This window comes from Pseudomonas sp. WS 5010, from assembly GCF_012985565.1.
Lineage (GTDB): Bacteria > Pseudomonadota > Gammaproteobacteria > Pseudomonadales > Pseudomonadaceae > Aquipseudomonas.
Map to the genome: position 1 here is coordinate 86,847 of NZ_JAAQWQ010000010.1, position 25,580 is coordinate 112,426.

Annotated in this window: 20 protein-coding genes; 6 read left to right on the plus strand and 14 right to left on the minus strand. The window is 62.1% G+C overall.

Going from position 1 to position 25,580, the window contains the following annotated elements:
- Positions 1-13 precede the first annotated feature (13 nt).
- Entirely contained in the window at positions 14-1,054 is a 1,041-nt protein-coding gene (locus HBO11_RS26100) for a YCF48-related protein (protein ID WP_169955794.1), read from the minus strand.
- 328 nt (positions 1,055-1,382) lie between these two features.
- Here HBO11_RS26100 and HBO11_RS26105 point away from each other — a divergent pair, with 328 nt between their 5' ends.
- Complete coding sequence (locus HBO11_RS26105; RefSeq protein WP_169955774.1) at positions 1,383-2,498, plus strand: Gfo/Idh/MocA family oxidoreductase; 1,116 nt, start codon at positions 1,383-1,385, stop codon at positions 2,496-2,498.
- A 122-nt stretch (positions 2,499-2,620) separates the two neighbouring features.
- Here the strand turns inward: HBO11_RS26105 and HBO11_RS26110 are convergent, their stop codons facing one another.
- The 10 genes from HBO11_RS26110 to HBO11_RS26155 form a co-directional block, all read right to left on the minus strand.
- Positions 2,621-4,324, minus strand: a complete 1,704-nt coding sequence (locus HBO11_RS26110; RefSeq protein WP_169955775.1) for an AMP-binding protein — start codon at positions 4,322-4,324, stop codon at positions 2,621-2,623.
- Between the two features lie 24 nt (positions 4,325-4,348).
- Positions 4,349-5,647 (minus strand): acetyl-CoA C-acetyltransferase, encoded by a 1,299-nt coding sequence (locus tag HBO11_RS26115; protein ID WP_169955776.1) that lies wholly within the window; start codon positions 5,645-5,647, stop codon positions 4,349-4,351.
- Entirely contained in the window at positions 5,644-6,546 is a 903-nt protein-coding gene (locus tag HBO11_RS26120) for a MaoC/PaaZ C-terminal domain-containing protein (protein WP_169955777.1), read from the minus strand. The genes HBO11_RS26115 and HBO11_RS26120 overlap by 4 nt, the downstream gene beginning before the upstream one ends.
- A 2-nt stretch (positions 6,547-6,548) precedes the next feature.
- Positions 6,549-7,892 carry a 3-oxoacyl-ACP reductase gene (locus HBO11_RS26125; RefSeq protein ID WP_169955778.1) on the minus strand — a complete coding sequence of 448 codons (1,344 nt, stop codon included), beginning with the start codon at positions 7,890-7,892 and terminating at the stop codon, positions 6,549-6,551.
- A gap of 143 nt (positions 7,893-8,035) precedes the next feature.
- Positions 8,036-10,561 (minus strand): acyl-CoA dehydrogenase, encoded by a 2,526-nt coding sequence (locus tag HBO11_RS26130; RefSeq protein WP_169955779.1) that lies wholly within the window; start codon positions 10,559-10,561, stop codon positions 8,036-8,038.
- A gap of 305 nt (positions 10,562-10,866) precedes the next feature.
- Positions 10,867-12,312, minus strand: a complete 1,446-nt coding sequence (locus tag HBO11_RS26135; protein WP_169955780.1) for an outer membrane protein transport protein — start codon at positions 12,310-12,312, stop codon at positions 10,867-10,869.
- 124 nt (positions 12,313-12,436) lie between these two features.
- Positions 12,437-12,961, minus strand: a complete 525-nt coding sequence (gene praB, locus HBO11_RS26140) for an alkane oxidation protein activator PraB (protein ID WP_169955781.1) — start codon at positions 12,959-12,961, stop codon at positions 12,437-12,439.
- Positions 12,962-13,090: 129 nt separating this feature from the next.
- On the minus strand, positions 13,091-13,585 hold the full coding sequence (praA, locus tag HBO11_RS26145; protein ID WP_169955782.1) for an alkane oxidation protein activator PraA: 495 nt from the start codon (positions 13,583-13,585) through the stop codon (positions 13,091-13,093).
- Between the two features lie 147 nt (positions 13,586-13,732).
- Positions 13,733-15,010, minus strand: a complete 1,278-nt coding sequence (locus HBO11_RS26150) for an alkane 1-monooxygenase (RefSeq protein WP_169955783.1) — start codon at positions 15,008-15,010, stop codon at positions 13,733-13,735.
- Positions 15,011-15,336: 326 nt separating this feature from the next.
- Entirely contained in the window at positions 15,337-16,335 is a 999-nt protein-coding gene (locus HBO11_RS26155; protein ID WP_262381121.1) for an alpha/beta hydrolase, read from the minus strand.
- Positions 16,336-16,635: 300 nt separating this feature from the next.
- Between HBO11_RS26155 and HBO11_RS26160 the strand changes: the two genes are divergently transcribed.
- Genes HBO11_RS26160 through HBO11_RS26170 form a run of 3 tightly spaced genes read left to right on the plus strand, consistent with a single transcriptional unit; the run spans position 16,636 to position 19,924 of the window.
- Entirely contained in the window at positions 16,636-18,192 is a 1,557-nt protein-coding gene (locus tag HBO11_RS26160; RefSeq protein WP_169955785.1) for an NAD(P)/FAD-dependent oxidoreductase, read from the plus strand.
- A complete protein-coding gene (locus tag HBO11_RS26165; RefSeq protein WP_169955786.1) occupies positions 18,189-19,085 on the plus strand; it encodes an SDR family oxidoreductase in 897 nt (298 codons plus the stop codon). Before HBO11_RS26160 ends, HBO11_RS26165 begins: the two co-directional genes overlap by 4 nt.
- Positions 19,085-19,924: a metal-dependent hydrolase gene (locus tag HBO11_RS26170; RefSeq protein ID WP_169955795.1), complete on the plus strand. Its 840-nt coding sequence runs from the start codon at positions 19,085-19,087 to the stop codon at positions 19,922-19,924. Before HBO11_RS26165 ends, HBO11_RS26170 begins: the two co-directional genes overlap by 1 nt.
- Before the next feature lie 44 nt (positions 19,925-19,968).
- Here HBO11_RS26170 and hemN read toward each other — a convergent pair whose 3' ends face one another.
- From hemN to HBO11_RS26185, 3 genes are all read right to left on the minus strand, one after another.
- On the minus strand, positions 19,969-21,354 hold the full coding sequence (gene hemN / locus HBO11_RS26175; RefSeq protein ID WP_262381123.1) for an oxygen-independent coproporphyrinogen III oxidase: 1,386 nt from the start codon (positions 21,352-21,354) through the stop codon (positions 19,969-19,971).
- Entirely contained in the window at positions 21,341-22,666 is a 1,326-nt protein-coding gene (locus tag HBO11_RS26180; protein ID WP_169955788.1) for a coproporphyrinogen III oxidase, read from the minus strand. Before HBO11_RS26180 ends, hemN begins: the two co-directional genes overlap by 14 nt.
- A gap of 82 nt (positions 22,667-22,748) precedes the next feature.
- Complete coding sequence (locus HBO11_RS26185) at positions 22,749-23,192, minus strand: hypothetical protein (RefSeq protein ID WP_169955789.1); 444 nt, start codon at positions 23,190-23,192, stop codon at positions 22,749-22,751.
- A 328-nt stretch (positions 23,193-23,520) separates the two neighbouring features.
- On the opposite strand from HBO11_RS26185, the gene HBO11_RS26190 reads away from it, so the two are divergent.
- Positions 23,521-24,126 (plus strand): SCO family protein, encoded by a 606-nt coding sequence (locus HBO11_RS26190; protein ID WP_169955790.1) that lies wholly within the window; start codon positions 23,521-23,523, stop codon positions 24,124-24,126.
- On the plus strand, positions 24,126-24,596 hold the full coding sequence (locus HBO11_RS26195) for a copper chaperone PCu(A)C (protein ID WP_169955791.1): 471 nt from the start codon (positions 24,126-24,128) through the stop codon (positions 24,594-24,596). Before HBO11_RS26190 ends, HBO11_RS26195 begins: the two co-directional genes overlap by 1 nt.
- The last annotated feature ends 984 nt before the right edge of the window (positions 24,597-25,580 follow it).

Genomic DNA, 25,580 nt, shown 5'->3' on the forward strand with positions numbered 1-25,580 from the left:
TATCCCCGCCTTCTTATTGTTTTTTGCGTTCGGCGCCGGTTGGCTCGGCGACGCGCACGCCACCCTGCCCCACCAGAATCAAGTCGCCATTGCCCGCCGCCGTCACCGCCGAGAGTGAAATGCGGTCCGGGCGGTTGAATACGCTGAACGTCAGGCCATCGTCGTGGCTGACCACCACGCTGCCGCCGTTGCCAACCACCACCAGGGTGCCGTCGTCGAGCAGGGTCGCACCCGACAGGCCAAACTCCAGGGCGCCACGGGCGGCCTTGAGCTCTACCGGCATCCAGGTGTCGCCAAAATCAGTGGAGCGGAACAGGTTGCCACGCAAGCCATAGGCCAACAGGGTCTTGGGCTGGGCGGTGCCGATCACGCCAAACAGCGAGCCCTCGTAGGGGCCTTCGAGTTTTTCCCAGGTCTGGCCCTCGTCGCTGGAGCGGAACATGCTGCCCTGCTCGCCAACGATAAACAGGCCGGCGTCCTTGACCTGGGCGATGGCGTTGAGGTGGTACTGGTCTTCGTTGTCCAGGCGGTCGCTGACGTCCTCCCAGGTCTGGCCCGCGTCGGTGGTCTCGATCAGCGCACCGTAGGCGCCCACCGCAAAGCCGTGGTTGGGGTCGTTGAACAGCACGTCCAGCAGCGGCGCTTCACGGCTGAGGTCCTTGAACTGCTCGGTCCAGGTAGCCCCGGCATCGCTGCTGGCGAGGATCTTGGCGTCATGCCCCACCGCCCAACCATGCTGCTCGTCGATGAAAAACACCGCCGTGAGCAACTGCCGGGTCGGCACCTTGGCCTGCACCCAGGTCGCGCCCTGATCATCGGAATAGAGGATATGCCCGCGATCACCGACCGCCACCAGGCGCTTGCCGGCGTGCACGACGTCGATCATCAGGCCTTTTTCGGCCTTCGGCGATTCAATGGCAAATGCCGCAGGTTCTGCGGCGTCGGTTGCAGCCTGGGCAGCCGTCGACAACGCGACAACCCCCAGCAGCGAGAGCGCTGTAGCCAGCACCGCGACCTTGCGCGACGCGAGCGGGCGGCAAAAACCCACACCCATGACAGGCTCACTCATAGACCTTTCTCCCATTTATTATTGTTAGGTCGTAACACCTTGCAGGGTGTTCGCAGTGCGCAAACCTGCAATCTAGAGCCCCTTGAGGAAGCAGGGGCCATCCTATCGGGCTTTGGAATCGTCTGACAATCGGCGCTACGTTATCTTTTGTTAACTAGAGGCCTTTTGCCTTCGCGCTGAATATAGCCGCATTCGCTGGAATGATGACTTGCCCGCAGCCAGCTGGCGGTATTTTTATTCCACATATTGATTGTAGGGAATTTTTATTCTATTAATTGCCCTCCTGAAAACAATAATCAAAAGGACCACCGCCATGCGCGCACTTGGAATCGGCCTGATCGGTACAGGCTTCATGGGCCGTGCCCACGCACTGGCGTTCAATAACGCCCGTGCGGTGTTTGACTTGCCCTTCAACCTGACACTGGCGGCCCTGGCCGATGCCGACACCGAGCGTGCGCAGCGCTGTGCCAGTGCCTGGGGTTTTGCCCAGGCACACGGCGACTGGCAACAACTGATCGAGGATCCGCAAGTGGACCTGGTGGCCATCACCACCCCCAACCACCTGCACTACCCCATGGCCATGGCGGCACTGGCGGCGGGCAAGGCGGTGTATTGCGAAAAACCCCTGGCGACCAGCCTGCAGCAAGCCGACGCCATGCGCCGCGCCGCCCGCGACGCCGGGGTGGTGACGCGAGTCGGCTACAACTACCAGCACAACCCGATGATCGTCCTGGCGCGGCAGATGATCGAGGCGGGCGAGCTGGGGCAGATCATCAGTTTCCAGGGCGAGTTCAGTGAAGACTTCATGGCCGACCCGGTGTCGCCCTGGTCCTGGCGCTGTGAGGTAGAGCATGCCGGCGGCGCCCTGGCGGACCTGGGCAGTCATCTGCTGGCCATGGCGCGTTACCTGGTGGGCGATGTGAGCAAGGTGTGCGCCGACAGCCAGACCGTCCACGCCCAACGCCCGGCCAGCCCTGGCAGCACCCAATTGCGCTCAATTGCGGTGGACGACCAGGTACATGCCCTGCTGCGTTTTGCCAATGGCGCACACGGCACTGTCAGCAGCAGTTGGCTCAAGCACGGCTACAAGAATCACCTGAGTTTCGAGATCAGCGGCACACGCGGCACCCTGGCGTTCGATCAGGAGCGGTTGAATGAGCTGCGCCTGTTTCGCGCCGGTGACCAGGGTTTCCAGCGCCTACTGGCAGGCCCCGCCCTGCCCGGCTATGCCGCGTTCAGCCCGGCGGCGGGCCATCAGTTGGGGTACAACGAACTGAAGACCCTGGAGGTACAGGAGTTGATCATGGCACTGGCCGGGCAAGGTGCAGCGGGTACTGATTTTGACGCGGCATGGGAGGTGGAGCGGTTGGCGACAGCGCTTCGGCTGGCGGTGCGGGAAGAGCGGTGGGTCAACGTGAGCGAAATTTAAAGACCCGCACCGATCAATGTGGCAGTGGGCTCGCCCGCGATGGCGGGCTGTCAGTCAGCACATTTATTGACTGACACTCTGTCATCGCGGGCAAGCCCGCTCCCACATTAGACCGTATCAAGTCAGCGCAATGCGCGGCGCAGGACCTTGCCCACCGTGGTCTTGGGCAACTCTTCGACGCGGAACTCGACAAACTTGGGCACCTTGTAACCCGTCAGATATTCCCGGCAATGGGCCAACAGCTGCTCCTGAGTCAGGCTGGGGTCGCGGCGCACCACGACAATCTTTACCTTCTCCCCGGTCACCCCATCCTCCACGCCAATCGCCGCCACTTCCGCAACCCCCGGATGCAACGCCACCACGTCTTCGATTTCATTGGGGTACACGTTGAAACCCGACACCAGGATCATGTCCTTCTTGCGATCCACCAGGCGGATGAAGCCCTGTTCGTTCATCACCCCGATATCCCCGGTCGACAGCCAGCCCTCGGCGTCCAGTACCTCGGCGGTTTCCTTGGGGCGCTGCCAGTAGCCCTGCATTACCTGTGGGCCGCGTACCTGCAATTCGCCCTGCTCGCCGATGTCAGCCACTTCACCGTCCTCGCGGATGAAGCGCACCCAGGTCGACGGCAATGGCACGCCGATGCTGCCGGTAAATTCCATGTCGCGCATGCGTGAGATATCGATGGGGCTGATGCTCACCACCGGCGAGCACTCCGTCAGGCCGTAACCCTCGATGATCGGCAGCCCGGTGACTTCTTTCCAGCGCTTGGCCACCGCGGTGTGCGTGGCCATGCCGCCAGCGATGACCAGGCGCAGGTCGGAAAAGTCCCGGGCGCGGAACTCTGCGTTCTCCAGCAAGCCGTTGAACAACGTGTTGACCCCGGCAATGCCGTTGAAACGCTCCTTGCGCAGGATCATCTGCACCCGCTTCACGTCCCGTGGGTTGGCGATCAGGATATTGCGCCCGCCCAGGCACATGAACATCAGGCAATTCACGGTCAGGGAAAAGATGTGATAAAGCGGCAACAGGGTGACGTTGGTTTCCTGCTGGTTCTGGTCCAGTTGATCGCCCACCCAGGCCTTGGCCTGCAACAGGTTGGCGATGATATTGCGGTGGCTGAGCATCACGCCCTTGGCATCGCCGGTGGTGCCGCCGGTGTATTGCAGGAACGCCAGTTCTTCACGCGCCAGCGGCACCGGGGTGTGGGTCAGGCCCCGGCCCTGTTTGAGCGTCTGGTTGAAACGCAGCGCACCCGGCAGATTGAAAGCGGGCACCTGTTTTTGCACACGGCGCAGGATGAAGTTCATCGCCGCGCCCTTGAAGGTGCCGAGCAGGTCGCCAATGGCCGCGATGACCACGCGTTTGATCGTGCTGCCGGCCACGACTTTTTCCAGGGTGTGCGCGAAGTTCTCGAAGATCACCACGGTCTCGGCGCCGCTGTCCTTGAGCAGGTGCTTGAGTTCGTGGGAGGTGTACAACGGGTTGACGTTGACCACCACCGCACCGGCGAGGATGGTGCCCAGCAGGCAGATCGGGTACTGCAGGCAGTTGGGCATCATCAATGCCACGCGATCGCCCTTGCGCACGCCCTGGGCTTGCAGCCAGGCGGCAAAGGCGATGCCCTGGGCCTGCCAAGTGGCGTAGGTCATTTCGGTGCCGATGCTGACGTAGGCCACGCGGTCGCGGTATTTGTGCAAATGCTCAAGAAACACCTCGCGCAACGACGGGTAGTCCTCGATGCCGGCATCGATGTCGCTGGGCACGCCGGGCAGATAGGCGTTCAGCCAGATACGTTCGGTTTGGTCCAGGCTTACAGCATTCATCGCAGTCTCCTTATTGTTGTAGGGCTACTTTTCAACGATGGCGGTAATGCCCAGGCCGCCGGCGGCACAGATGGAAATCAAGCCGCGCCCGCCACCACGCTGGTGGATGGCCTTGGCCAGCGCCGCCAACTGACGGCCACCGGTGGCGGCAAAGGGATGACCGCAACCGAGCGAGCCGCCGTTGACGTTCATCTTGGCGCGGTCGATAGGCCCCAGCGGCGCCTCCAGCCCCAGGCGCTCACGGCAGTAATCGGCGTCTTCCCAGGCCTTGAGGGTGCACAGCACCTGGGCGGCAAAGGCTTCGTGGATCTCGAACAAATCAAAGTCGGCAAAACCCAGGCCTTCGCGCGCAAGCATGCGTGGCACGGCGTAGGCCGGTGCCATCAGCAGCCCTTCACTGCCATCGACGAAGTTCACCGCCGCGGTCTCGCCGGTACGCAGGTAGGCCAGCACCGGCAGGCCGCGGGCGGCGGCCCACTCCTCGCTGGCCAGCAGCACCACCGAAGCGCCGTCGGTCAGGGGCGTGGAGTTGCCGGCCGTGAGGGTGCCGTTCTGCCGGTCGTAGGCCGGGGACAGGCTGGCGAGCTTCTCCAGGCTGGCGTCGGCGCGCAGGTTGTTGTCGCGGGACAGGCCGCGATAGGGGCTGATCAGGTCGTCGAAGAAGCCGTTGTTATAGGCCGCGTCGAGGCGCTGGTGGCTGGTCAGGGTCAGTTCGTCCTGGGCCAGGCGCTTGATCTGCCAGCGCTTGGCCATTTCTTCACAGTGTTCGCCCATGGACAAGCCGGTACGCGGCTCGCCATTGCGTGGCAGCAAAGGCTTGAAAAACATCGAGGGACGCACCTGCAACAGGCTGCGCAACTTGTTGCCGGCACCCTTGGCGCGGTTGGCCGCCAGCAGTGTGCGGCGCAGGGACTCGTTGATGCCGATGGGCGCGTCGGAGGTGGTATCGGCGCCCCCGGCAATCCCCACTTCAATCTGCCCAAGCGCGATTTTATTGGCCACCAGTAACGCCGCCTCCAGGCCCGTGCCGCAGGCTTGTTGCAGGTCGTAGGCCGGGGTCTCGGCAGACAGGGTGGTGGACAGCAACGATTCTCGGGCCAGGTTGAAATCCCGTGAATGCTTGATCACCGCGCCAGCGGCAAACTCGCCCAGGCGCAGGCCGTGGAGGTTGTAGCGGTCCACCAGGCCTTGCAGCGCAGCCACCAGCAAATCCTGGTTGCTGTCGTGGGCGTACACCGTGTTGGAGCGGGCAAACGGAATGCGGTTGCCACCGACAATCGCCACACGGCGCGTCGGGGCGGGGTTGAAGCTGTAGTCACTCATGGACGACTCTCATCAAAACGTGGGTGCCAGATAAACAGGCCGCGCATATGGGGTTTGTCGCCGGCCGGGTTGCGCACCTCGAACGCGCGGCGCGGGCCGTCTGCCGGGGCATTCCACAGGGCGACCTGGCCGGGCAGGAAGATCGGCAACTTGAACTCGCAATGGGCCTCGGCCACGTCCAGCCCGCCCGGGGGTTGCTGGGCGGCCAGGGCGCGGCCCAGGGTCCACATGCCATGGGCAATGGCCCGGCGAAAACCGAACAGGCGCGCGCCGATCAGCGAGGTATGGATCGGGTTGAAATCCCCCGACACCTTGGCAAAACGCCGCCCCAGATCCGCCGGCAGCACCCAGCGCTGGGTCCGCCGCAGGTCCTCTTCGGGTAATTGCAGGCTGTGCCCCCAGGGTTCGCCCAGCGGGTTGGCGACATCCCGGCGCAGGTACAGGCTTTCGCTTTGCCACACCAACTCGCCGGCGCTGTAGGCATGGGTGGCGATGCTCAAGGCCTGGCCCTTGGCATGGCCCACCCAGCGCTCGGCAAACACTTCCAGGCGCAGGGCCTGGCCTTCCTGCAGGCGCCGATGCTGGCGGATGCGGTTGGCCAGATGCACCATGCCACTGGCGGGGTACGGAAAACTCGGGCGCGTCAGCAGCATCAAGTGCAAAGGGAACGCCAGCACATGGGGATAGGACAGCGGCACCCCTTGCTCACGCCGGAAACCACAGGCCCGGCCATAGGCGGCAATATCCCTGGCACTCAACTCCACCGCCGAGCGCACCAGGCGCTCCCTGGGCAAGGCCGGCGCCCCCTCAAGCTTGGGTTTGCGCAGCGCCAACAGGCCATCGAGCAACAGGCGATTGCGCGATGGCGGCGGATCGATAATCTGCGTCACGTAGTCCATGCTCAGGCTCCCAACAGGCTTTGGCCGCACACGCGCACCACCTGGCCGTTGACCCCGCCCGAGGCCGGATGCGCCAGCCAGGCGATGGTTTCGGCGACGTCGATGGGTTGCCCGCCCTGGGACAGGGAGTTCATGCGCCGCCCCGCTTCGCGAATCATCAGCGGGATTTTCGCGGTCATCTGGGTCTCGATAAACCCCGGCGCCACGCCATTGACCGTGACCTGCCGCGCCGCCGCCACGGGCGCCAGGCCCTGCACCAGGCCAATCACCCCGGCCTTGGAGGTGGCGTAGTTGCTCTGCCCCAGGTTGCCGGCGATCCCGGAGATCGACGACACACAGACTACCCGCCCACCGGCATTGAGCCCCTGCCCCTGCAGCAAGGCTTGACTCAAGTGCAACGGCGCTTCGAGGTTGACCGCCAGCACACTGCGCCAGGCGGTTTCGGTCATTTTCGCGATGGTCTTGTCGCGCGTGATCCCGGCGTTATGCACCACCACATCAAACGCGCCGTGCTCGGCCACATAAGCCTGCAACTGCCGCACCGCATCGGCGGCGGTGATGTCCAGCGCCCAGGCGTGGCCGCCGACGCTGCTGGCCGCCTGTTCCAGGGAGGCCAACGCTTGCGGCACATCCACGCACACCACGTGCGCGCCGTCACGGGCCAGGACCTGGGCGATAGCCAGGCCGATGCCACGGGAGGCGCCGGTGACCAAGGCGCGGCGGCCGCTGAAGGGCTTGTCCCAGTTGATGGCGGGGGCGGCATCGACCGGTTGTTCCAGGCGCACCACCTGCCCCGAGACATAGGCCGAACGCCGCGACAGGAAAAAGCGTAGGCTGCTTTCCAGAGCCTGTTCGGCACCCGGCGCGACATAGATCAGTTGCACTGTTATCGCCCGCCGCAGCTCCTTGGCCAGGGACCGCACCAGGCCTTCCAGGGCACGCTGGGCGATGGCCTGGGGCAAGTCCTGGCAGTGTTCGGGCGCGGTGCCCAGCACCACCACGCGGGCGTGCTGCCCCAGGCGCCGGGCGTTGGCGTGGAAGAATTCGTAGAGTTCGTCCAGTTGCTTGAGGTCGAGCACGGCACTGGCATCGAACACCGCGCCCTGGACCTTGACCGTAGACGGCGCCTTGAGCGTGGCGGCCTGGGCCGGCACGGTGTCGGTGGCCTTGAAGATGCGCCGCACCTCGTCCGCCAGGCCCCCTGCCCCGGCGATGATCACCGGGTTGGCCAAGCCTTGCTGGCCGCTGCGATGACGTTGCAGGGGCAAGGGTTGTGGCAAGCCGATAGTCTGGGCCAGGCGACGGCCCCAGGCAGAGTTCACAAAAGAGAGATAGCTGTCGCTCATAAATCGATCCGTTTTCCTGACCTGCAAACCCAATCTCCTGTGGGAGCTGGCTTGCCTGCGATGGCGGTGTGTCAGATTGCATCTTTGGCACAGACACACCGCTATCGCAGGCAAGCCAGCTCCTACAGGGCGCGTGTTGGTGTTTAGTTCACCGGGGCGTTTTCACGTTTTTTGCTGCTGGGTTTGGCCACTTGCTCCAACGCCTGTTGACGCTTTTGCAGTGCCTCCAGCAACCCGAAGTCCTGCGGGAAGTCGTCCACCTGGATACCGTGGTCGGCGTACTCCACGTAGCGCGCCAGCAGGGTATCTTCGTCGGCGCTGATCAAATCCAGGGCCCGGGCCTTGATGCGCCAGGCGGTGAAGGCGGAGGTGCTGATCGGCATCGGGTCGAGGGTGCCTTGCTTGACGGCCGCCTTGAGTCGCCCTTCGATCAACTCCACCTGGGGCAGCAGGCGGAACGCCAACTCGCCGTAGGCCAACTTGTCGACTTCCGGACGCGGGATGTAGGAGTTGGCCAGCAAACGGTCGCGGCTTTCGCCCGGGGTCTGCACCAGTTCGGCCACCTGGGCCAGCAAGCGGTCTGACGGCTTGCGCTGGGGAATGCCGAACGGGAAGCTCAAGCCACGAATCACTGCCGCAGCCGGCTTCGAAGGATAATTGTCGAGCACCTCGGCCAGGGCTTCATGGGCCCGCAACAGGGCGTCCTGGGCCGACCAATGCACCAGCGGCAGATCCGCCTGGGGCCGGCCATCGTCTTCAAAACGCTTGAGCACGCAGGACAAGATGTAGAGCTGGGACAGCATATCGCCCAGGCGCCCGGTGATGCTTTCCTTGCGCTTGAGCGCCCCGCCCAGCACGCCCATGGAAATATCGGAAATCAATGCCAGCACCACCGACAGCCGATTGGCCTGGCGGTAGTAGGACGCAAGCGAAGGGTCGGTCTTGGCCGGCACGGCAATCAGCCGCCCGCCGGTAAGAGAATGCACCGCCGCACGTACGGTGTTGGCCAGCACAAAGCTCAGGTGACCGAACATGGCACTGTCGAACGCCAGCAACGCCTGGCGACTATCGGTGTTGCGCGCCGCTTCCATCTCGCGAAACACATAAGGATGGCACCGGATCAGGCCCTGGCCGTAGATGATCAGGCAGCGGGTCATGATGTTCGCGCCTTCCACCGTGATCGCGATGGGGCTTTGTTGATAGGCACGGGCCAGGAAGTTGTTGGGCCCCATGCAGATGCCCTTGCCGGCGACGATGTCCATGCCATCGTTGACGATGATCCGCGCACGCTCGGTGACGTGGTATTTGGCAATTGCCGAGATAACCGAGGGTTTCTCACCGGCATCCAACGACGCCACCGACACCTTGCGCACCGCATCGCAGGCATACAGGTGCCCGGCCATGCGCGCCAACGGCGCCTGCACCCCTTCAAACTTGCCAATCGGCAGGCCGAACTGCTTGCGCATCGCCGCATAGGCCGTGGTACCGCGTACCGCCACCTTGCCCAGGCCAACGTTGGCCGACGGCAGGGAAATCGCGCGCCCGGCGGCCAGGCATTCCATCAACATGCGCCAGCCGTTGCCCACTTGCTCGCGGCCGCCGATCACCCACTCCAGGGGGATAAACACGTCCTTGCCGGTGGTCGGGCCGTTCTGGAACACCGCATTGAGGGGCCAATGACGGCGACCACTGTTCACCCCGGGATGGGACGTGGGGATCAACGCGCAGGTGATGCCCAGCGAACCAGGCTGGCCCAGCAGGCCGTCCGGGTCTTCGGCGCGAAAGGCCAGGCCCAGCACCGTGGCGATGGGGCCGAGGGTGATATAGCGCTTGTCCCAGGTCACGCTGAAACCCAGCACTTGCTGGCCTTCATGCATGCCCTTGCAGACGATGCCCAGGTCGGGAATCGCCCCGGCGTCGGAGCCGGCATAGGGGCTGGTCAGGGCAAAGCACGGGATGTCTTCGCCCCGGGCCAGGCGCGGCAGGTAGTAATTGCGCTGGGCGTCGGTGCCGTAATGCAGCAGCAGTTCGGCAGGTCCCAGGGAGTTGGGGACCATCACCGAAATCGCCGCCGCCGAGCAACGGGTCGACAGCTTCATCACCACTTGCGAATGGGCATAGTGGGAGAAGCCTTTGCCGCCATATTGCTTGGGAATGATCATGCCGAGGAAGCCGGCGTCCTTGGTGTACTGCCATCCTTCGGGCGACAGGTCCTGCCAGACCTGGGTGGTTTCCCAGTCATTGGCCATGTCGCAGAGGGTTTCCACTTCGTTGTCGAGGAACGCCTGCTCTTCGGCGCTCAAGCGTGCCGGAGCGGCTTGCAGCAAGCGCTGCCAATTGGGTTTGCCGCTGAACAACTCGGCGTCCCACCACACGGTGCCGGACTCGATAGCCGCGCGCTCAGTGTCGGACATGGCCGGCATGATCGTGCGAAACAGGCCCAGGGCCTTGCTGGTCAACAGTGCGCGGCGCAGCGGCTTGATGCTCAGCAGCAGCGCCGGTACCACCACCAGCAACGCCGCAACGCTCAGGCCAAACCCAGCGACCACATTGAACAGGTAGCCGCCCGCCAGCCAGGCCAGGCCAGCCCCCAGCCACAGGGTGGCTGCCGCTTGTCGATACGCCAGGGCAGTCGCCGCAGCGAGTCCCGCCAATAACCAGATAACCATGGAGATACCTCTACTTGATCAGGGCAACTATTCAGGGCACGGCACGCATGTCAGCAGGTCGGTATGGCCTGCGACTGATCACCACACTACAAACTTGAAAAGACAAATTCAAATTTTGTTTTGAAATTTTTATTTAATCTGTTTGCGAAATAATTCTCGGCCGAACGTGTCAGCCGAAGTGTTGAAGGGAGAAAGAAATCACCAAGGGTCGCGTGGGCGACCCATGGGTGCAGCACCGGGTAAACGCAGTAGAAAGATGCGCTGACTACGCGTTTACCCAGGCACTACGCAGATACAACCTCAGGTCAGAAGGCGTAGGTAGCCGAGAGGCTGACCACTTCGCCCTTGGCCTCGGATTTGCCATCCAGCGACGCCGCGCCCAGACGATCAACGTTCTTGGTCTTGAGCTTGACGGTTTCCACGAACTGGCGGGAATACGCGCCGTCGATGCTCAGGCCAGGAATGGCGCGGATGTTGTAGCCAAAGCCCAGGGAGGCAAAAGTGCGGTCACCATCCGGGATACGTGGGTCACGGGTGGAGTTGCGGGTTGGGGTCTGGTCGAAGGCCACACCGGCACGCACGGTAAAGTCATCCGTGAGTTTGTAGTCGCCACCGAACGAATACATCCAGGTGTTCTTGTACTTGTACGGGATCGACACGATGGTGCTGCCATTGGACTTCAAGGTCAGCGCCTCGAAGGAGGACCATTGGGTCCAGGTCACACTGGCGCCCAGGGTCAGGCGGTCAGAGAAGTCGTGTACCCAGTCCAGGGACGCGTTGGCAGGGATATCCAGTTGCGTGGAGGCATTGGCACCACCCGGATACAGCTTCAGCCCAGGGTAAGCCAACTCGACCAGGGTTTTACCGTCGATCACAGGAATGGTCATCAGTGCTTCCGAGCCCGGATCGGCGTACATGTTGTACTTGCCTTCCAGCTTGTTCTTGATCTTGGCGTGGTAGTTCAAGCCCAGGGTGTCTTGCGCCGTAGGCTTCCAGGTCATCCCTGCAAACCAGCCCAGAGAGTTGTTGTCGACCTTGACGCGCATCAAGGCGAAGCCCTGGCCGGCGGGAAACGGAACGAAACCGAAATCCGGCGACTGCGCAGCAGCGGCATACAGGTCGACGTTCTGGCTCACAAAGCCTTTGGTGTGCTGAAGAATCGCACCACCACCGATGGAAAACTCATCATTGACCTTGAACGACAGGGAGCCGGTCAAGCCAACGGTTTCGATGCGGGTATCCACTGCAAAATCGCGGCCTTTCCAGTCCTCATCCCAGGTTGTGCGGGCGCCCATGGGCACCACCTGGCTCAGGCCAAAGGCAAAACGGTCGTTGATCGGGATCACCATAAAACCGGTGGGTACCCAGGCTTCGAATCCGCCTTGGCCGCCGTCACCGGTGCGCGGGGTCGACGAGACAAGTTCCCCGGTCGTAGGATCCATGACAGTGGTAGACGTCGGATTACCAGCGTAGTCATACGCCGAGCCTTTGTATTTGATATCGATATTTGCGTAGTTGATGGTGAACTGCGAAATAGTCTTGTCAATGAAAGCCATGGCAGCTGGGTTGTTGTAGGCCGCTGACGGATCGTTTTTGAACATCGAACCACCACCGAACGCCCGACCCCAGCCAGCAGTGTTAGCAGTAGGAGTCATGAAGCCGCCTGCCTGGACCGAGCCTGCAGTCACCATCAGCCCACTCAACAATGCCAGGCTGAGGAACACTTGTGCCTGTTGTTTCTTATTATTCATGCCCCACTCCTTATTGTTTTTTTTCGTCTCAATCGATAAAACCGATCAGACTTTCTTCAACAGGCGCCTCTTACGAGGCGCCTGTCTTTACTGGGTGATCAGCCCTTTTGGAGCAGTTCCTACATTAAGGAATAATAGTGACCCCAAGAGCGCCAACATTCAGTTTCACAACGGTGCAATTGCCAGAAAGCGGCTGATTGTTCGCAGTCAATGCGATACTTGGAGACGGTGCTGGTGTCGATGACAACAGCACGTCAATGGAGGAAGGGCCGCAGTTGGTTGGCGGTGGGAAGCCTGGAGTGACGATCTTGTAGCCAACGTTGTGAGCCTTGCCAGTCGTTGCAGTGAGAGGCTCCAGCAACCAAGGCAATCCAGTGATCTGAGGCAGGTCGCACAGAGAGCTGGTGCCTTGAGAGATGGTGACCTTGGTGATATCCGCCTTGCCATCTGAACGGACCGTGCCTTCAAAAACAGCCTTACAGGTCACCGAGCTCTGGAACGAAGAAGGCGACTTAACCTCAATGCTCCCAGTCGCCCCTGTAACAAACGTCGCTCCAATTGGACTAAAAGACGCCGCACTGGCCATCGAAGCCGCGCCAAAGCACAGAGCAAACGAACTTACACAAACGAGGGTTTTCAAACTTTTCATTATTTTTCCTCACATGTATGGCGAGTCATTTCGCCGGGGTAATGGCCATGATCGAGAGGTCACGGAGAAACAGCAGAACTTCCCTTTCCAGCCAAATTTCAATGCAATTACCGCTACAAATTCGGGGGTTTACTCGACGACTTTGAACGTCGGCGGCATCTTGATCGACACCGTCTTGATCTTGCAGTCTTCGCCAATCGGCACATTGGCCGCCTCCAACTTGCCGGTGGCGTTATCCCAGGTGCCTTCGGCAGTGGATGGGCCGCACTTGCCGCCCAGGCCAAAGGCGTGCACATCGACGCTGATCTTCGACATGGAGCCGCTCCTAGCATCCTTGGCCACTAAAATCCACGGCAGGTTGATGGCTTCGACGCGGCTGCACTTGAGGCCACCGTCGAACTCGACCTTGTCGACATTGACTTGCGAACCATCGGCCGCGACCTTGCCGGCCACCTTGATGGTGCAGTCGGCGCTGATCAGCGCGCCCTTGGAAAAGCTGATGGGGCCCTGGGCAGTGAAGGCGCTGCCGGCAGGTTCGATGCGTGCGGCCTGGGCCTGGTGATAGGCGATAAGGCCCAGCGCAGCGAGCACGATATGGGTGGTGAACTTGGCAGGTGTTTGCATGGTGTACGTCCTTCCCTTGATTTTATTTTTGTTAGGGTCAAACAACTTTCTTGCAACTTAAGCAGCACTCGAATCCGGCAAACCGTGGGCGATGAAAACCTGCGCGATACACAGACCCCGAGTGCGCCCTACAACAGTTGATTCACATTAGAAAGTGCTGGTCTTGCCGTACTTCTCCAGTATCTTCAAGCGTTTGGATGGCTGGATATTGGCCAGGGTGACATCCCCCGAATAATGCCGTAGTACCCGGTGATCCATACGCCGGCGCCACAAGTAAGGGATATAGGCCCAGACAATCATGCTGGCGTAGCCATACGGCAGTTGCGGCGATTCATCAAAGTGGCGCAACGACTGATAACTGCGAGTCGGGTTGGCGTGATGATCGGAGTGGCGCTGCAACTGGAACAGAAAGATATTGGTGACAATACGGTTACTGTTCCACGAGTGGCGCGGCGAACACCGCTCATAACGGCCATTGGGCAACTTCTGGCGTTTAAGCCCGTAGTGCTCGACATAGTTCACTACTTCCAGCAACGAGAAGCCGTAGATGCCCTGGATCAACAGGAAGGGAATCACCGCCGCACCCAGCCAGGCGATCATCGCGCCCCACAACACCACGCTGTACATCCAGGCGCTGAGTACGCCGTTCTTCCAGTGCCAGGCTGGCAGGCCGAGCTTGCGCAGGCGTTCGCGTTCCAGGTTCCAGGCCGAGCGCGCACTGAACCACACCGAGCGCGGCAGGAAGGCCCAGAAGCTCTCCCCCAGCCGCGAGCTGGCCGGATCTTCCGGAGTGGCGACGCGCACGTGATGGCCACGGTTGTGTTCGGTGTAGAAGTGCCCGTAGAAGGTCGGCGCCAGGGTGATCTTCGCCAGCACAATCTCCAGCAGGCGCGGCTTGTGCCCCAGTTCATGGGCGGTGTTGATCGCGATGCCAGTGGCGGCGCCGGTGGACATGGCCATGCCCAGGTAGGTGAACCAACTCACCTCGCCATGCAGTTGCACCCGGGCGGTCAGGAAGCTGGCGGTTTGTGCCATCCAGCTCGATGGGTCCATGGACGCCGTGAGTTGCAGCAGGCCGCCGTTGATCATCCAGTCGATGCCGCTGACCGCCAGCCAACCGGTCATCACCAGGGATGAAATAACCAACAACACCCCGGTGTAGACGATCCAGCGGTAGTACTTCTGCGACTCAAGGCCGCTGACAGCGGATTCTGGCGGGTTGCTGACGTCTTCCCCAAGCAGGCCGTCGATCAACGGGATCAGCCCGAAAATCACCAGCACACCGACCCACCACAGCTCTTGTACACCCGTAGTAATAGCCAGGGCGCCAGACAGCAGCGGGGTCGCCAGAGGCATGATGCCCAGCCACCACAGGTGGCGCTTGCCGTCGGTCCAAACGTGCGGGGCAGCCAGGGTCTGATTCATGGCAACCTCCGGACGCACTGCGCGGCAGGGAGGGAGAGCGAAGCAAAAGAGACAGGAAACAGGTTCAGGCGGCACTGAAGGCCACTTGAAATCAACCATGCGATAAAAGGCGTTTTTTTCATTATTTTATTCGCTCTTAGGCATTTCAAAAATCATTTCAAAATAAATATTGAAATATTTTTTTAAATAAATAGCGCGGAACCGATAGGTCGTCAACTACTTTTTCGAGGCCTTTTTTACGTGACCGGGCAGTCCCTTTTTCAGCCGTTCGGTCAGGTGTCTAGGGCAAGCGTTAGCGACTTTCGACCGCACCGTGGGGTTCATGATTATTTGCTCGCCAACGCAAAGGGCGGGTGCAGGGCTGTGGCTGTTTCCAGCGGCCTGCTGCGCTTGGCCACCTGCTCGACCAATGCCGCCACCCGCTCGGTAGCGGTGATGGGCAACATATGGCCACGGCCTTCGACCAGCTGCAGCTTGAGCCCTGGCACCTTGTCCGCCAGGGCCTGGCCGTGCATGCGAAAGTCCAGCACCTTGTCCCGCGCGCCATAGATCAGGCCGATGGGCAGGCGCAACTGGGCGTAGCGCTTGACCATATCGGGCAGGTAATCGTTGACCAGGCCGATTTCGGTGGAGGCGGCATAGAAGTTATCGGGACGCATCCCCAGCAGGCCGCCGCCACGGGTGGCGAAGTCGGCCGGTGCCGGGTCGGGAGCAAATACGCCCTTGACCACCGCGCCACTGGTGAGCATGCCGATGGGCACGGTCAGCGTGCGCGACACCCAGCGCCGCAGCCAGCCCGGGCGCACCGCCAGCGATAGAAATACCAGGGGGATCATGCGCTGGGGATGGGTCAGCGGGGCCACCAGCACCAGCCCGGACACCGCATGGGGATGGTCCAGGGCCAGGGCCAGGGAAATCGCCCCGCCCAGGGAATGCCCCAGCACCAGGGGCTGGCCCAGGTCCAGGGTCTGGATAAAGGTCGCCACTTGCCGGGCCTGGCTTGGCAGGTCGGCGCCGGTGCCTTTGTGCCGGGTGGAATAGCCTGAGCCGGGGCGGTCCAGGGTGATCACCCGAAAGTGCTCGCGCAATTGCGCGGACAAGGCATAGGTCAGGTTGCGACTGCTGCCCATCAGGCCGTGGATCATCACCAGCGGCGGGCCCTTGCCCTCGTCTACATAATGAAAGCGCTCGCCATCGATCTCCACAAAGCGCCCGTTGCTTGGAACAGCCGCTTCGATACGGCGCGTCATCCAGGCACTCAAGCCCCATAACGCCGCACTGGCAGCCATAAACACACCCGCAGCGACAACCCATTCGACAGCCATAGCTCGGTCCTCTGCTTCCCTGCTGCTGGCGATCCGACCGGTATTGGTCAAGACCTCAGCCATCGTCCACACCCTGGACTTCAACTGCGTGCGTAAAGGTTCGTCCGTCGGACAAATCGCACATAAAGGACAAGGTTGTAGCGTAGGCGATATTTTCAGGTAGATTATTTAAAATCTTTTTTAAAATAATAAATACAATCTTTCTTTGCAATGGTGTTCTATCTAAAAAGCCAAAAACAAAAAAGGAGCACATCCGATGTCAAAACCCGTAAGGCGCCCACAGCCCACGAGGGACACCCTATGAATGCCTCTACCCCGCCGAGCGGCCCGGCAGATTGCGTTGATATCGCCATCATTGGCTCAGGCTTTGCCGGCCTGTGCATGGCGATCAAACTCAAGCAAGCCGGGCTCGACGACTTCTTCATTGCCGAACAGGCCGACTCCCTGGGCGGCACCTGGCGCGACAACCACTACCCGGGCTGCGCCTGTGACGTGCAATCCCACGTCTATTCGTTTTCCTTTGCGCCCAACCCCGACTGGACCCGGCAGTTTGCCCCCCAGGCGGAAATCCGTGCCTACCTGGAGCACTGCGCGCAGCGCTTTGAACTGGCGCCGTACCTGCGTTTTGGCATGGGCCTGCAACGGGCGGTGTTCGATGAGCAGTTGCAACGCTGGCAACTGCAGTTCAGCAATGGCCGCCGTGTCAGTGCGCGGGTGTTGGTATCGGGCATGGGCGGCCTGTCCCGCCCGGCGCTGCCGGATATTGCGGGGTTGGACAGCTTCAAGGGCAAACGCTTTCACTCCCAGCACTGGGACCACGACTATTCACTCAAGGGCAAGCGCGTGGCGGTGATTGGCACCGGCGCCAGTGCCATCCAGTTCGTGCCGCGTATTGCCCCGCAGGTGGCGCACCTGGACCTGTTCCAGCGCACCGCGCCGTGGATCATGCCCAAGCCGGACCGCCCCATCTCACGCTTTGAGCGCTGGCTGTTCAAGCATCTGCCGTTCACCCAGCGCCTGGTGCGCGGGGCCTTCTACTGGGCCCTGGAAGGTCGGGTGGTGGGGTTTGCGCTGCACCCGCGCCTGATGAAAGTGGTGCAGAAAATCGCCCTGCGTCACCTGCACAAACAGGTGGCGCGCCCTTCCCTGCGCAAGGTCCTGCGGCCGGACTACACCATCGGCTGCAAGCGCGTGCTGATCTCCAACGACTACTATCCGGCGCTGTCACGCAGCAATGTCGAAGTGGTCACCGAGACGGTGCTGCGGATCGAAGCCGACGGGGTCATCACCGCCGATGGCATCAAGCACCCGGCTGACTGCCTGATCTTCGGCACCGGGTTCCAGGCCATCGATCCCCTGCCCCGCGACTGCATCATCGGGCGCGGTGGCGTCGACCTGATGGAGGCCTGGCGCGATGGCGCCCACGCATACAAGGGCACCACCGTACCGGGCTATCCGAACCTGTTCCTGATCGTCGGGCCCAACACCGGGCTGGGCCACAACTCGATGATTCTGATGATCGAGGCGCAAGTCACCTACATCCTCGATGCCCTGCAACAGATGCGCCGCCAGCAAATTGCCACGGTCGAGGTCAAGCCGGCGGTAGAAAGCGCCTACAACCAGCAAATCCAGGCAAAGCTCCAGCGCACCATCTGGAACACCGGCGGCTGCCGCAGTTGGTACCTCGACCCGCGCACCGGCAAAAATACGACGTTGTGGCCCGGTTCGACCTGGCGTTTCAAGCAGGTCACCCGCCAGTTCGCCCTGCGCGATTATCAAGTCACGCCATTAGTGACCGGCGCGCCGTCGCGCCCCGTCGCGCCACCCCATGCCACCGCAGAAGGAAGCCTGCCATGAAGTCATTCAATGGCCGTGTGGCGGCCATCACCGGTGCCGCGTCCGGCATGGGCCGCGCCTTGGCCCTGGCCCTGGCCCGCGAGGGTTGCCACCTGGCCCTGGCAGACAAGAACCAGGCTGGGCTGCAACAAACCGTGGAGCTGATCCAGCGCAGCACCCTGGCGCCGATCCGCGTGACCTCGCGGGAGGTGGATGTTGCCGACCGCCAGGCCATGGAGGATTGGGCCGCCAGTTGCGCGGCAGAACACGGCCAGGTCAATTTGATTTTCAACAATGCCGGGGTGGCCCTGTCGAGCACCGTGGAAGGCGTGGACTACGCCGACCTGGAGTGGATCGTCGGCATTAACTTCTGGGGTGTGGTGTACGGCACCAAGGCCTTCCTGCCGTACCTCAAGGCCAGTGGCGACGGGCATGTGGTCAACACCTCCAGCGTGTTCGGCCTGTTCGCCCAGCCCGGCATGAGCGGCTACAACGCCACCAAGTTCGCGGTGCGCGGCTTCACCGAAGCCCTGCGCCAGGAGCTCGATTTGCAACGCAGCGGCGTCTCGGCCACCTGCGTGCATCCCGGCGGGATCCGTACCGACATCTGCCGCAGCAGCCGGATCGACGCGAACATGACCGGGTTCCTGATCCATAGCGAACAACAGGCCCGCGCCGACTTCGAAAAACTGTTTATCACCGACGCCGACCAGGCCGCCAAGGTGATCCTGCAAGGCGTGCGCAAGAACAAACGCCGCGTGCTGATCGGCCGCGACGCCTACGCCCTGGACCTGCTCGCGCGCTGCCTGCCAGCGGCCTACCAGGCACTGGTGGTGTTTGCCAGCCGACGCATGGCACCAAAAAAACGCAAGCCACCGCTGCCCAACCCCATCACTGAACAGGAGTCGCCATGATGCTGCCCATTCGCCGCGACCTGCATTTCGTCCTGCCCGCCGAACGCATCAAGGACTGGCATGAGCAAGGCCCGTTCATCACGCATTTTTTCAATGCCCTGTCGCTGCTGTTTCCCCAGGGCGAACTGTTCTTCATGGACAGCGTGCGCCACTATCGCCAGCGCATCGACGACCCGGCGTTGAAAAAGGAGATCCAGGGTTTTATCGGCCAGGAGGCCATGCACAGCCGCGAACACGTGGCCTACAACGACCTGCTGCAAGCCGCCGGCCTGCCGGCCCATCTGCTCGACCGGCGCTTGAAATTTATGCTCGACCTGCAAAAGAAGCACTTGCCGCCGTCCTTCAACCTGGCGGTGACCATCGCCCTGGAACACTACACGGCGATGCTCGCGGAGATCCTGCTCAGCGACCCCACGCGTTTTGGTGATTCGCTCAAGGGCTACCAGCAAATGTGGTACTGGCACGCCCTTGAAGAAACCGAGCACAAGGCCGTGGCCTTCGATGTGTGGAACAGCGTGATCAAGCCGGGGCCCAAGCGTTACTTGCTGCGCACCGGGACCATGCTGTTCACCACGGTGTTTTTCTGGCTGGTGGTGTTTGATTTCCACCTGCGCCTGTTGATCGCCGATCGCCGCGCGGGCGGGCATCTGAAGGGGTTCTGGCGGATGCTGAAGTTTCTCTACGGCCCCAAGGGCGTGTTCCCGCGCATGGCGCGGCCGTGGCTGCATTACTTCAAGCCGGGGTTTCATCCGTGGGATCACGATAACCGGGTGCGACTGGAAGGGATCGATAAGCTGGTGGAAGAAGTGGAGCGCACCAACTCGGTTGCCGGAATGTAGCCTTGCAGGAGCCGGCTGGCCGGCTCCTGCAGCACGCCAACGGCTCAGACCGTGCGCGAAAACTGGCCCTTTTGCTGCCCGCCCAGGTACGCATCAAAGGCCATCGCCACGCTGCGCACCATCAATTGCCCCTGGGGCAACAGCTGCACGGCATCGTCCTCGATGTGCAGCAAGCCATCCGCCACTTGCTCATCCAACCGCGACAACGCGTGGGCAAAGTATTCGGTAAAACGGATCGCATGCCCGGCCTCGACCCCGGCAAAGTCGATGCGCCCGTGGCACATCAGGCCGTTGATCACGTCGCGGCGCAGCACGTCATCGGCGTTCAGGCGGTAGCCGCGCTGCACCGGCAACAGCCCGGCGTCGATCCGCGCGTAGTACTGGGACAACTCCTTGACGCTCTGGCTGTAGCTGTCGCCCACCTTGCCGATGGCCGACACGCCCAGGCCGATCAGGTCGCAATCGGCATGGGTCGAGTAGCCCTGGAAGTTGCGCTGCAAGGTGCCATTGGCCCGGGCCAGGGCCAGTTCGTCGTCGGGCAAGGCAAAGTGGTCCATGCCGATATACACATAGCCCGCCTCGGTCAGCCGGCGAATGGTCAATTCCAGCAGTTCCAGCTTGCGCTCCGGCGGTGGCATGTCTTCGGGGCGGATCATGCGCTGGGCACGGATTTGCGTGGGCAAATGCGCGTAGCTGTAGGCCGCCACGCGGTCCGGGCGCAGGGCAATCAGCTTGCCCAGGGTCACGTCGAAGCTGGCCACGGTCTGCAACGGCAGGCCGTAGATCAAATCCACACTGATCGACTTGAACCTTGCCTGCCGGGCTGCCAAGACCAATTGCACAATCTGCTCTTCGCTCTGCACGCGATTGACCGCCGCCTGCACATCGGCATCAAAGTCCTGCACGCCGAAGCTCAGGCGATTGAAGCCCAGCCCGCGTAGGTTGTGGATCCGTTCGACGCTGATGGTGCGCGGGTCCACTTCAATGGAAAACTCATGATTGTCACTGGTATCCAGGCTGAAGCCTTGGGCCAGGCAGTCCATCAATTCGGCCAGTTGCCCATCGTCGAGGTAGGTCGGCGTACCGCCGCCCAGGTGCAACTGGGTCAGGGGCCGCGCGCGGTCGAACAGCGCGGCCTGCATCTGGATTTCGCGCTTGAGGTAGCCCAGGTACTCCACGGCGCGATGGGTCTTGCGCGTGATGATCTTGTGGCAACCGCAGTAGTAGCAAAGGCTCTGGCAGAACGGGATATGGATGTACACCGACAGCGCCTTGGGTGCCAACGCCTGGTTGCTGGCCGCTACCGCCTGCTGGTAATCGTCCAGGGCAAAGGCTGAGTGAAACTGCGGCGCGGTCGGGTACGAGGTGTAGCGCGGCCCCGGGCGGTCGTATTTCTGCACCAGGGCGCGGTTGAACTCAAACGCTTTCATGATCGATGGTCTCATCGTTGGAGCAAGGGGGAACCGCGCTGCCTGCCCGGTCAAACAGTGCGCATAGAGCTTCGACCCGCTGCCGGCCCGCTGGCAGCACACAGAGGAAGCGCTCGGACAGGTCGATCAGGCCGTCCTGGTGCAGATGCTCCAGCAGCGGCCAGATCGCCGAGAAATAGCGGGAAAAAATCACCCCATAGCGGCGCTCCAGGGCCTGGATATCCAACTCCAGGTCACAGGCCAGGCGCTCCATCACATGCTGGCGGATCTGGTCGCCGGCCTCGCAGCGCCAACCGCGGGCGGTGGGCAGCAGGTCGCTGTCCAGTTGCTGGCGATAGCGCGCCAGGTCTTCGGTGTTTTGCGCATACAGGGTGTCGAGCTGGCTGATGGCGCCCAGGCCAAAGCCGATATGGTCACAGTAGCCGTGCCGGGTAAAACCCTGGCAATTGCGGCTCAGGTGCCCACGCTCCTGGGCCAGTGCCAGGTCGTCGTCGGGGCGTACGAACTGGCCCAGCCCGATGTAGTGATAACCGGCGGCCTCCAGGCGCTGGAAGGCGATGCGACGCATGCCACACTTGTCGACATTCGACGACAGCGCACGCCGTGGCTGCTGCTGGTAACGCCGTGGCGCCTGGGCATAGTCGAACACTTGCAGGCGGTCCGGCTCCAGGGCGATCAGGCTGGCCAGCTTGGCGGCAAAGCTGTCGCAGGTCTGCCAGGCGTGGCCGTAGCCGAGGTCGACATTCACCGAACGAAAGCCGAAGGTGCGCGCCGCGTCGATCAGCGACTGGATCGGCGCCGGGTCCTGATAGCCGGCCACCGACGGCGTGGCCTCGGCACTGGCATCCGGCACGCCGATATTGATGTGGTTGAACCCCAGGTCGCGCAACAGGCCCATGGTTGCCCAGTCGGTGTGCAGCGGGTCGAGGTCGAGGCTGTAGTCACCCTGGTCATGCTCAAGAAAATGCAGGCGGCTGCGCAGGTGCGCCATCAAGCGTTGCAGGTCGGCGATCGCCGGGGTGGCGCCGCCCAGATGGAATTGGTCCACCGGTTGCCGGCCGCCCACGTGGCAACCGACCAGGTGGATTTCCTGCTCCAGCGCGCCCAGGTAGTCATCCGCCACCAGGCCTGCCGGCCACTGCAGGTTCAGCGCCAGCGGGCGTTGGCGCTGACGGCTGCTGCGCAAGGCGCGCAGCAGGTCGAGGGAGCCGATGCCCGGATGGAATTTGCCGATGTCGACCTGGCCCTGGTCCAACACGCTTTGGTCACGGCGCAGGCGCCACTCGCGGGCGGGATGAATGACAGTGAGCATGACGGCCTCCGGGTCTGGCTACGGTGGGTCATTGTGCGGTGCGACCGGGCAGCGCACCTTGATATGCATCAAGCGCCGACGTTTACCAGGTGATGTAGAACATGCTCTTGGCCAGCAACACAATGGCAACCATATGGCAGAACAGGCTCAGATGGACGAAGCGCAAATAGGCCGCGCTGACCCGCCCACGGCGCATCAACCACACCGTCAGCAAAAAATGCATCAACACGCTGGCGGCGAGGATCAGCTTGAGGGTCAGCAAGGCACCGAATGCCGAGCTCGATGGCGCCGCCAGCACTGGCAGATAGCGCAACCAGACCATGCCGATCCCGGCGCCAAACAACACCAGCAGCACCCACGGCATCAAGGCCCTGGCGCGGCGGCCGATGCCCTGCTCCACCAGCAACATCACGCGGGCCGGCAGTTGCTTGTGCACACTGGCAAGGATCAACACTTCAAAGAACACCGTGCCGATAAACATCAGCGCCGCGAACAGGTGGGCCAGCAGGAACAGGAGATAGAGCATCAGAGCCTCACGGTGGCCGGTCCTTGTACCGTGACTGTGCCCCAGTGCGGACGAGCGGCGCCTTGATGCCGGTCAAGGGCCCTGATAATCGTTGAAACATTTGCCCAACGCCTTGTGCGGTGGGCCTTTGGCGGTCTCTGCGACAGTGTGCCACAGACTCAATCAGCGCCCTGGCTGGTAAGGTGGCCACCGCCCCTGTGGCAGAACGTCGCAGATTATCAAGCGTGATCAAGGCCGGTAGACTACCCAGCCTTACTGTTCACCGCTTTTCAAAGCCTGACTGACCTGTTATGCGCAGCCGTCAGGCGCTTCACGGGACGCCCATTTCATGAGTACGTTATTCACCCGTCGCAAGGTCCTCACCGGTATGGGCCTGCTGGGCCTGGGCCTGTTGAGCGGCTGTGACACCGGCCCCAAGCTGAACTTCAAGTACGGCAAGGACCTGAGCGACAAGATCATGGGCCGCACGTTCAAGCTCAAGAACACCGACGGCGAGACCGTCACCCTGAGTTCGTTCCGCGGCCTGATGCCGGTGGTGTTCTTCGGTTTCACCCAGTGCCCGGCCGTGTGCCCCACCACGCTTGCGCGCATGGCGCAGGCCAAGAAGATGATGGGCCGCGACGGCGAAATCATGCAGGTGATCTTTATCACCCTGGACCCGGAACGCGACACGCCCCAGGTACTCGACGCCTACGTCAAGGCCTTCGACCCCAGCTTCGAAGCGCTCTACGGCACGCCGGAAGAAATCGCCGTGGCCGCCAAGGAATTCGGGATCTTTTATGAAAAGATCCCCGCCGGCGACACCTACACCCTGTCCCACACCGCCACCAGTTTTGTGTTCGACACCCGCGGCAACCTGCGCCTGGGCCTGTCGGCATCCCTTAACGCCAAAGAGTGCGCAGAAGACCTGCTCACCGTCATGGAGGTCTGCTAATGACTGCTGTCCATACCCTCAAGCGCATCGCCCTCGGTCTTTCCCTGCTGGGTCTGGCCGCCCACGCCAGCGCCCAGGTGCAGGTCAGCGACGCCTGGGCCCGCGCCACCGTGCCGGGGCAGCATTCGAGCGGGGCCTTCATGACCCTCACCGCCGACAGCGACAGCAAACTACTGAGCGTCAAGTCGCCGGTGGCCAAGGATGTGCAGATTCATGAGATGAGCATGAAAGACGACGTCATGCGCATGGGCCCGGTGGATGCGGTGGCACTCCCGGCCGGCCAGGCGGTGAAGCTCGATCCCGAGGGCTATCACGTGATGCTGATGGGCCTGACGGGCCAGATCAAGGAAGGCGACCAAGTGCCGCTGACCCTGACGGTGGAAGATGCCAAGGGTGACAAGCAGACCCTAGAAATCCAGGCGCCGGCCCGCAGCCTGGGCAGTGCTGACGGCCATCATATGAACCATTGATCCTGAGGGTAGGAGCTGGCTTGCTCGCGGTGGCCATAGGTATTTACACAACTCTCTTCTGGGTTTGTGTACATATCCATTGCTGCGGTAACGGCCACTTAGGGTTCCGCCCTTACGGCGGCTCACTTTTGGAAAAGAGCCCGGAGTGCCGGCCCAGCCAAAAGTAACCAAAAGGGCTCTTGCCCCACCACTCGGCACCTCGCCTAGGCTCGGTGTGCCCGTCATCCGACATTAATTTGGGGGGCCGCCGCGATGGGCCATCCATGGCCCAGCGCGGCTAACCCGGCGTCCTGCCGGGTTACCCCCCAAATCAATATCGGATGACGGCCAGCGTGGTTTAACGGGGCGCCTAAGATCAAAATCACAAGCAAAGCGAGGCGGCCTGACAGCCGACCTGATCATCGAAGCGTACGCGTACCCTTGTAGGAGCGGGCTTGCCCGCGATGGTCGTTAACGATGACGAATGAATACCAGATACTCTGATGTGTTCTTTCGGGCGTCATCGCAGGCAAGCCAGCTCCTACAGGGGAATGCAGCTTCGCGCTCTGGTTCTGCTGTTGCTGTTGCTCTGCTTTTGATCTTAGGCGCCCCGTTAAACCACGATGGCCGCAGGCAGGTATTGCGCAGTGGGCACCCCGGCATGGATGCCGGGGTAGCCGCGACACGGCCATGGATGGCCGATCGCGGCGGGCCCACGGAGCAATGCCTGACTGCGGGCATGCCGAGCCTAGGCGAGGCACCGAGTGGTGGGGCAAAAGCGCTTTGGTTACTTTCGCGCTCTTCGAAAGTGACCCGCCGTAAGGGCGGAACCCTAAGTGGCCGTGACCGCAGCAATGGATATGTACACATACCCAGATGAGGATACCTATGGCCACCGCGAGCAATCCAACTCCCACAGGGGATCTTTGCCGGGTGCAGAGTTTTGTGCCGCACCGCCCATCAAATGCGGGAGTTTTGCTGGGGCACCGAACTCTGAAAACCCCA

Coding starts and splice junctions, on each gene's coding strand:
- praB (WP_169955781.1), bottom strand. CDS start 12,961: ATGAAAAGTTTGAAAACCCTCGTTTGTGTAAGTTCGTTTGCTCTGTGC.
- HBO11_RS26185 (WP_169955789.1), bottom strand. CDS start 23,192: ATGCTCTATCTCCTGTTCCTGCTGGCCCACCTGTTCGCGGCGCTGATG.
- HBO11_RS26110 (WP_169955775.1), bottom strand. CDS start 4,324: ATGAATGCTGTAAGCCTGGACCAAACCGAACGTATCTGGCTGAACGCC.
- HBO11_RS26180 (WP_169955788.1), bottom strand. CDS start 22,666: ATGCTCACTGTCATTCATCCCGCCCGCGAGTGGCGCCTGCGCCGTGAC.
- HBO11_RS26170 (WP_169955795.1), top strand. CDS start 19,085: ATGCTGCCCATTCGCCGCGACCTGCATTTCGTCCTGCCCGCCGAACGC.
- HBO11_RS26130 (WP_169955779.1), bottom strand. CDS start 10,561: ATGGTTATCTGGTTATTGGCGGGACTCGCTGCGGCGACTGCCCTGGCG.
- HBO11_RS26190 (WP_169955790.1), top strand. CDS start 23,521: ATGAGTACGTTATTCACCCGTCGCAAGGTCCTCACCGGTATGGGCCTG.
- HBO11_RS26125 (WP_169955778.1), bottom strand. CDS start 7,892: ATGAGCGACAGCTATCTCTCTTTTGTGAACTCTGCCTGGGGCCGTCGC.
- HBO11_RS26135 (WP_169955780.1), bottom strand. CDS start 12,312: ATGAATAATAAGAAACAACAGGCACAAGTGTTCCTCAGCCTGGCATTG.
- HBO11_RS26165 (WP_169955786.1), top strand. CDS start 18,189: ATGAAGTCATTCAATGGCCGTGTGGCGGCCATCACCGGTGCCGCGTCC.
- praA (WP_169955782.1), bottom strand. CDS start 13,585: ATGCAAACACCTGCCAAGTTCACCACCCATATCGTGCTCGCTGCGCTG.
- hemN (WP_262381123.1), bottom strand. CDS start 21,354: ATGAAAGCGTTTGAGTTCAACCGCGCCCTGGTGCAGAAATACGACCGC.
- HBO11_RS26155 (WP_262381121.1), bottom strand. CDS start 16,335: ATGGCTGTCGAATGGGTTGTCGCTGCGGGTGTGTTTATGGCTGCCAGT.
- HBO11_RS26150 (WP_169955783.1), bottom strand. CDS start 15,010: ATGAATCAGACCCTGGCTGCCCCGCACGTTTGGACCGACGGCAAGCGC.
- HBO11_RS26100 (WP_169955794.1), bottom strand. CDS start 1,054: ATGGGTGTGGGTTTTTGCCGCCCGCTCGCGTCGCGCAAGGTCGCGGTG.
- HBO11_RS26195 (WP_169955791.1), top strand. CDS start 24,126: ATGACTGCTGTCCATACCCTCAAGCGCATCGCCCTCGGTCTTTCCCTG.
- HBO11_RS26120 (WP_169955777.1), bottom strand. CDS start 6,546: ATGGACTACGTGACGCAGATTATCGATCCGCCGCCATCGCGCAATCGC.
- HBO11_RS26115 (WP_169955776.1), bottom strand. CDS start 5,647: ATGAGTGACTACAGCTTCAACCCCGCCCCGACGCGCCGTGTGGCGATT.
- HBO11_RS26160 (WP_169955785.1), top strand. CDS start 16,636: ATGAATGCCTCTACCCCGCCGAGCGGCCCGGCAGATTGCGTTGATATC.
- HBO11_RS26105 (WP_169955774.1), top strand. CDS start 1,383: ATGCGCGCACTTGGAATCGGCCTGATCGGTACAGGCTTCATGGGCCGT.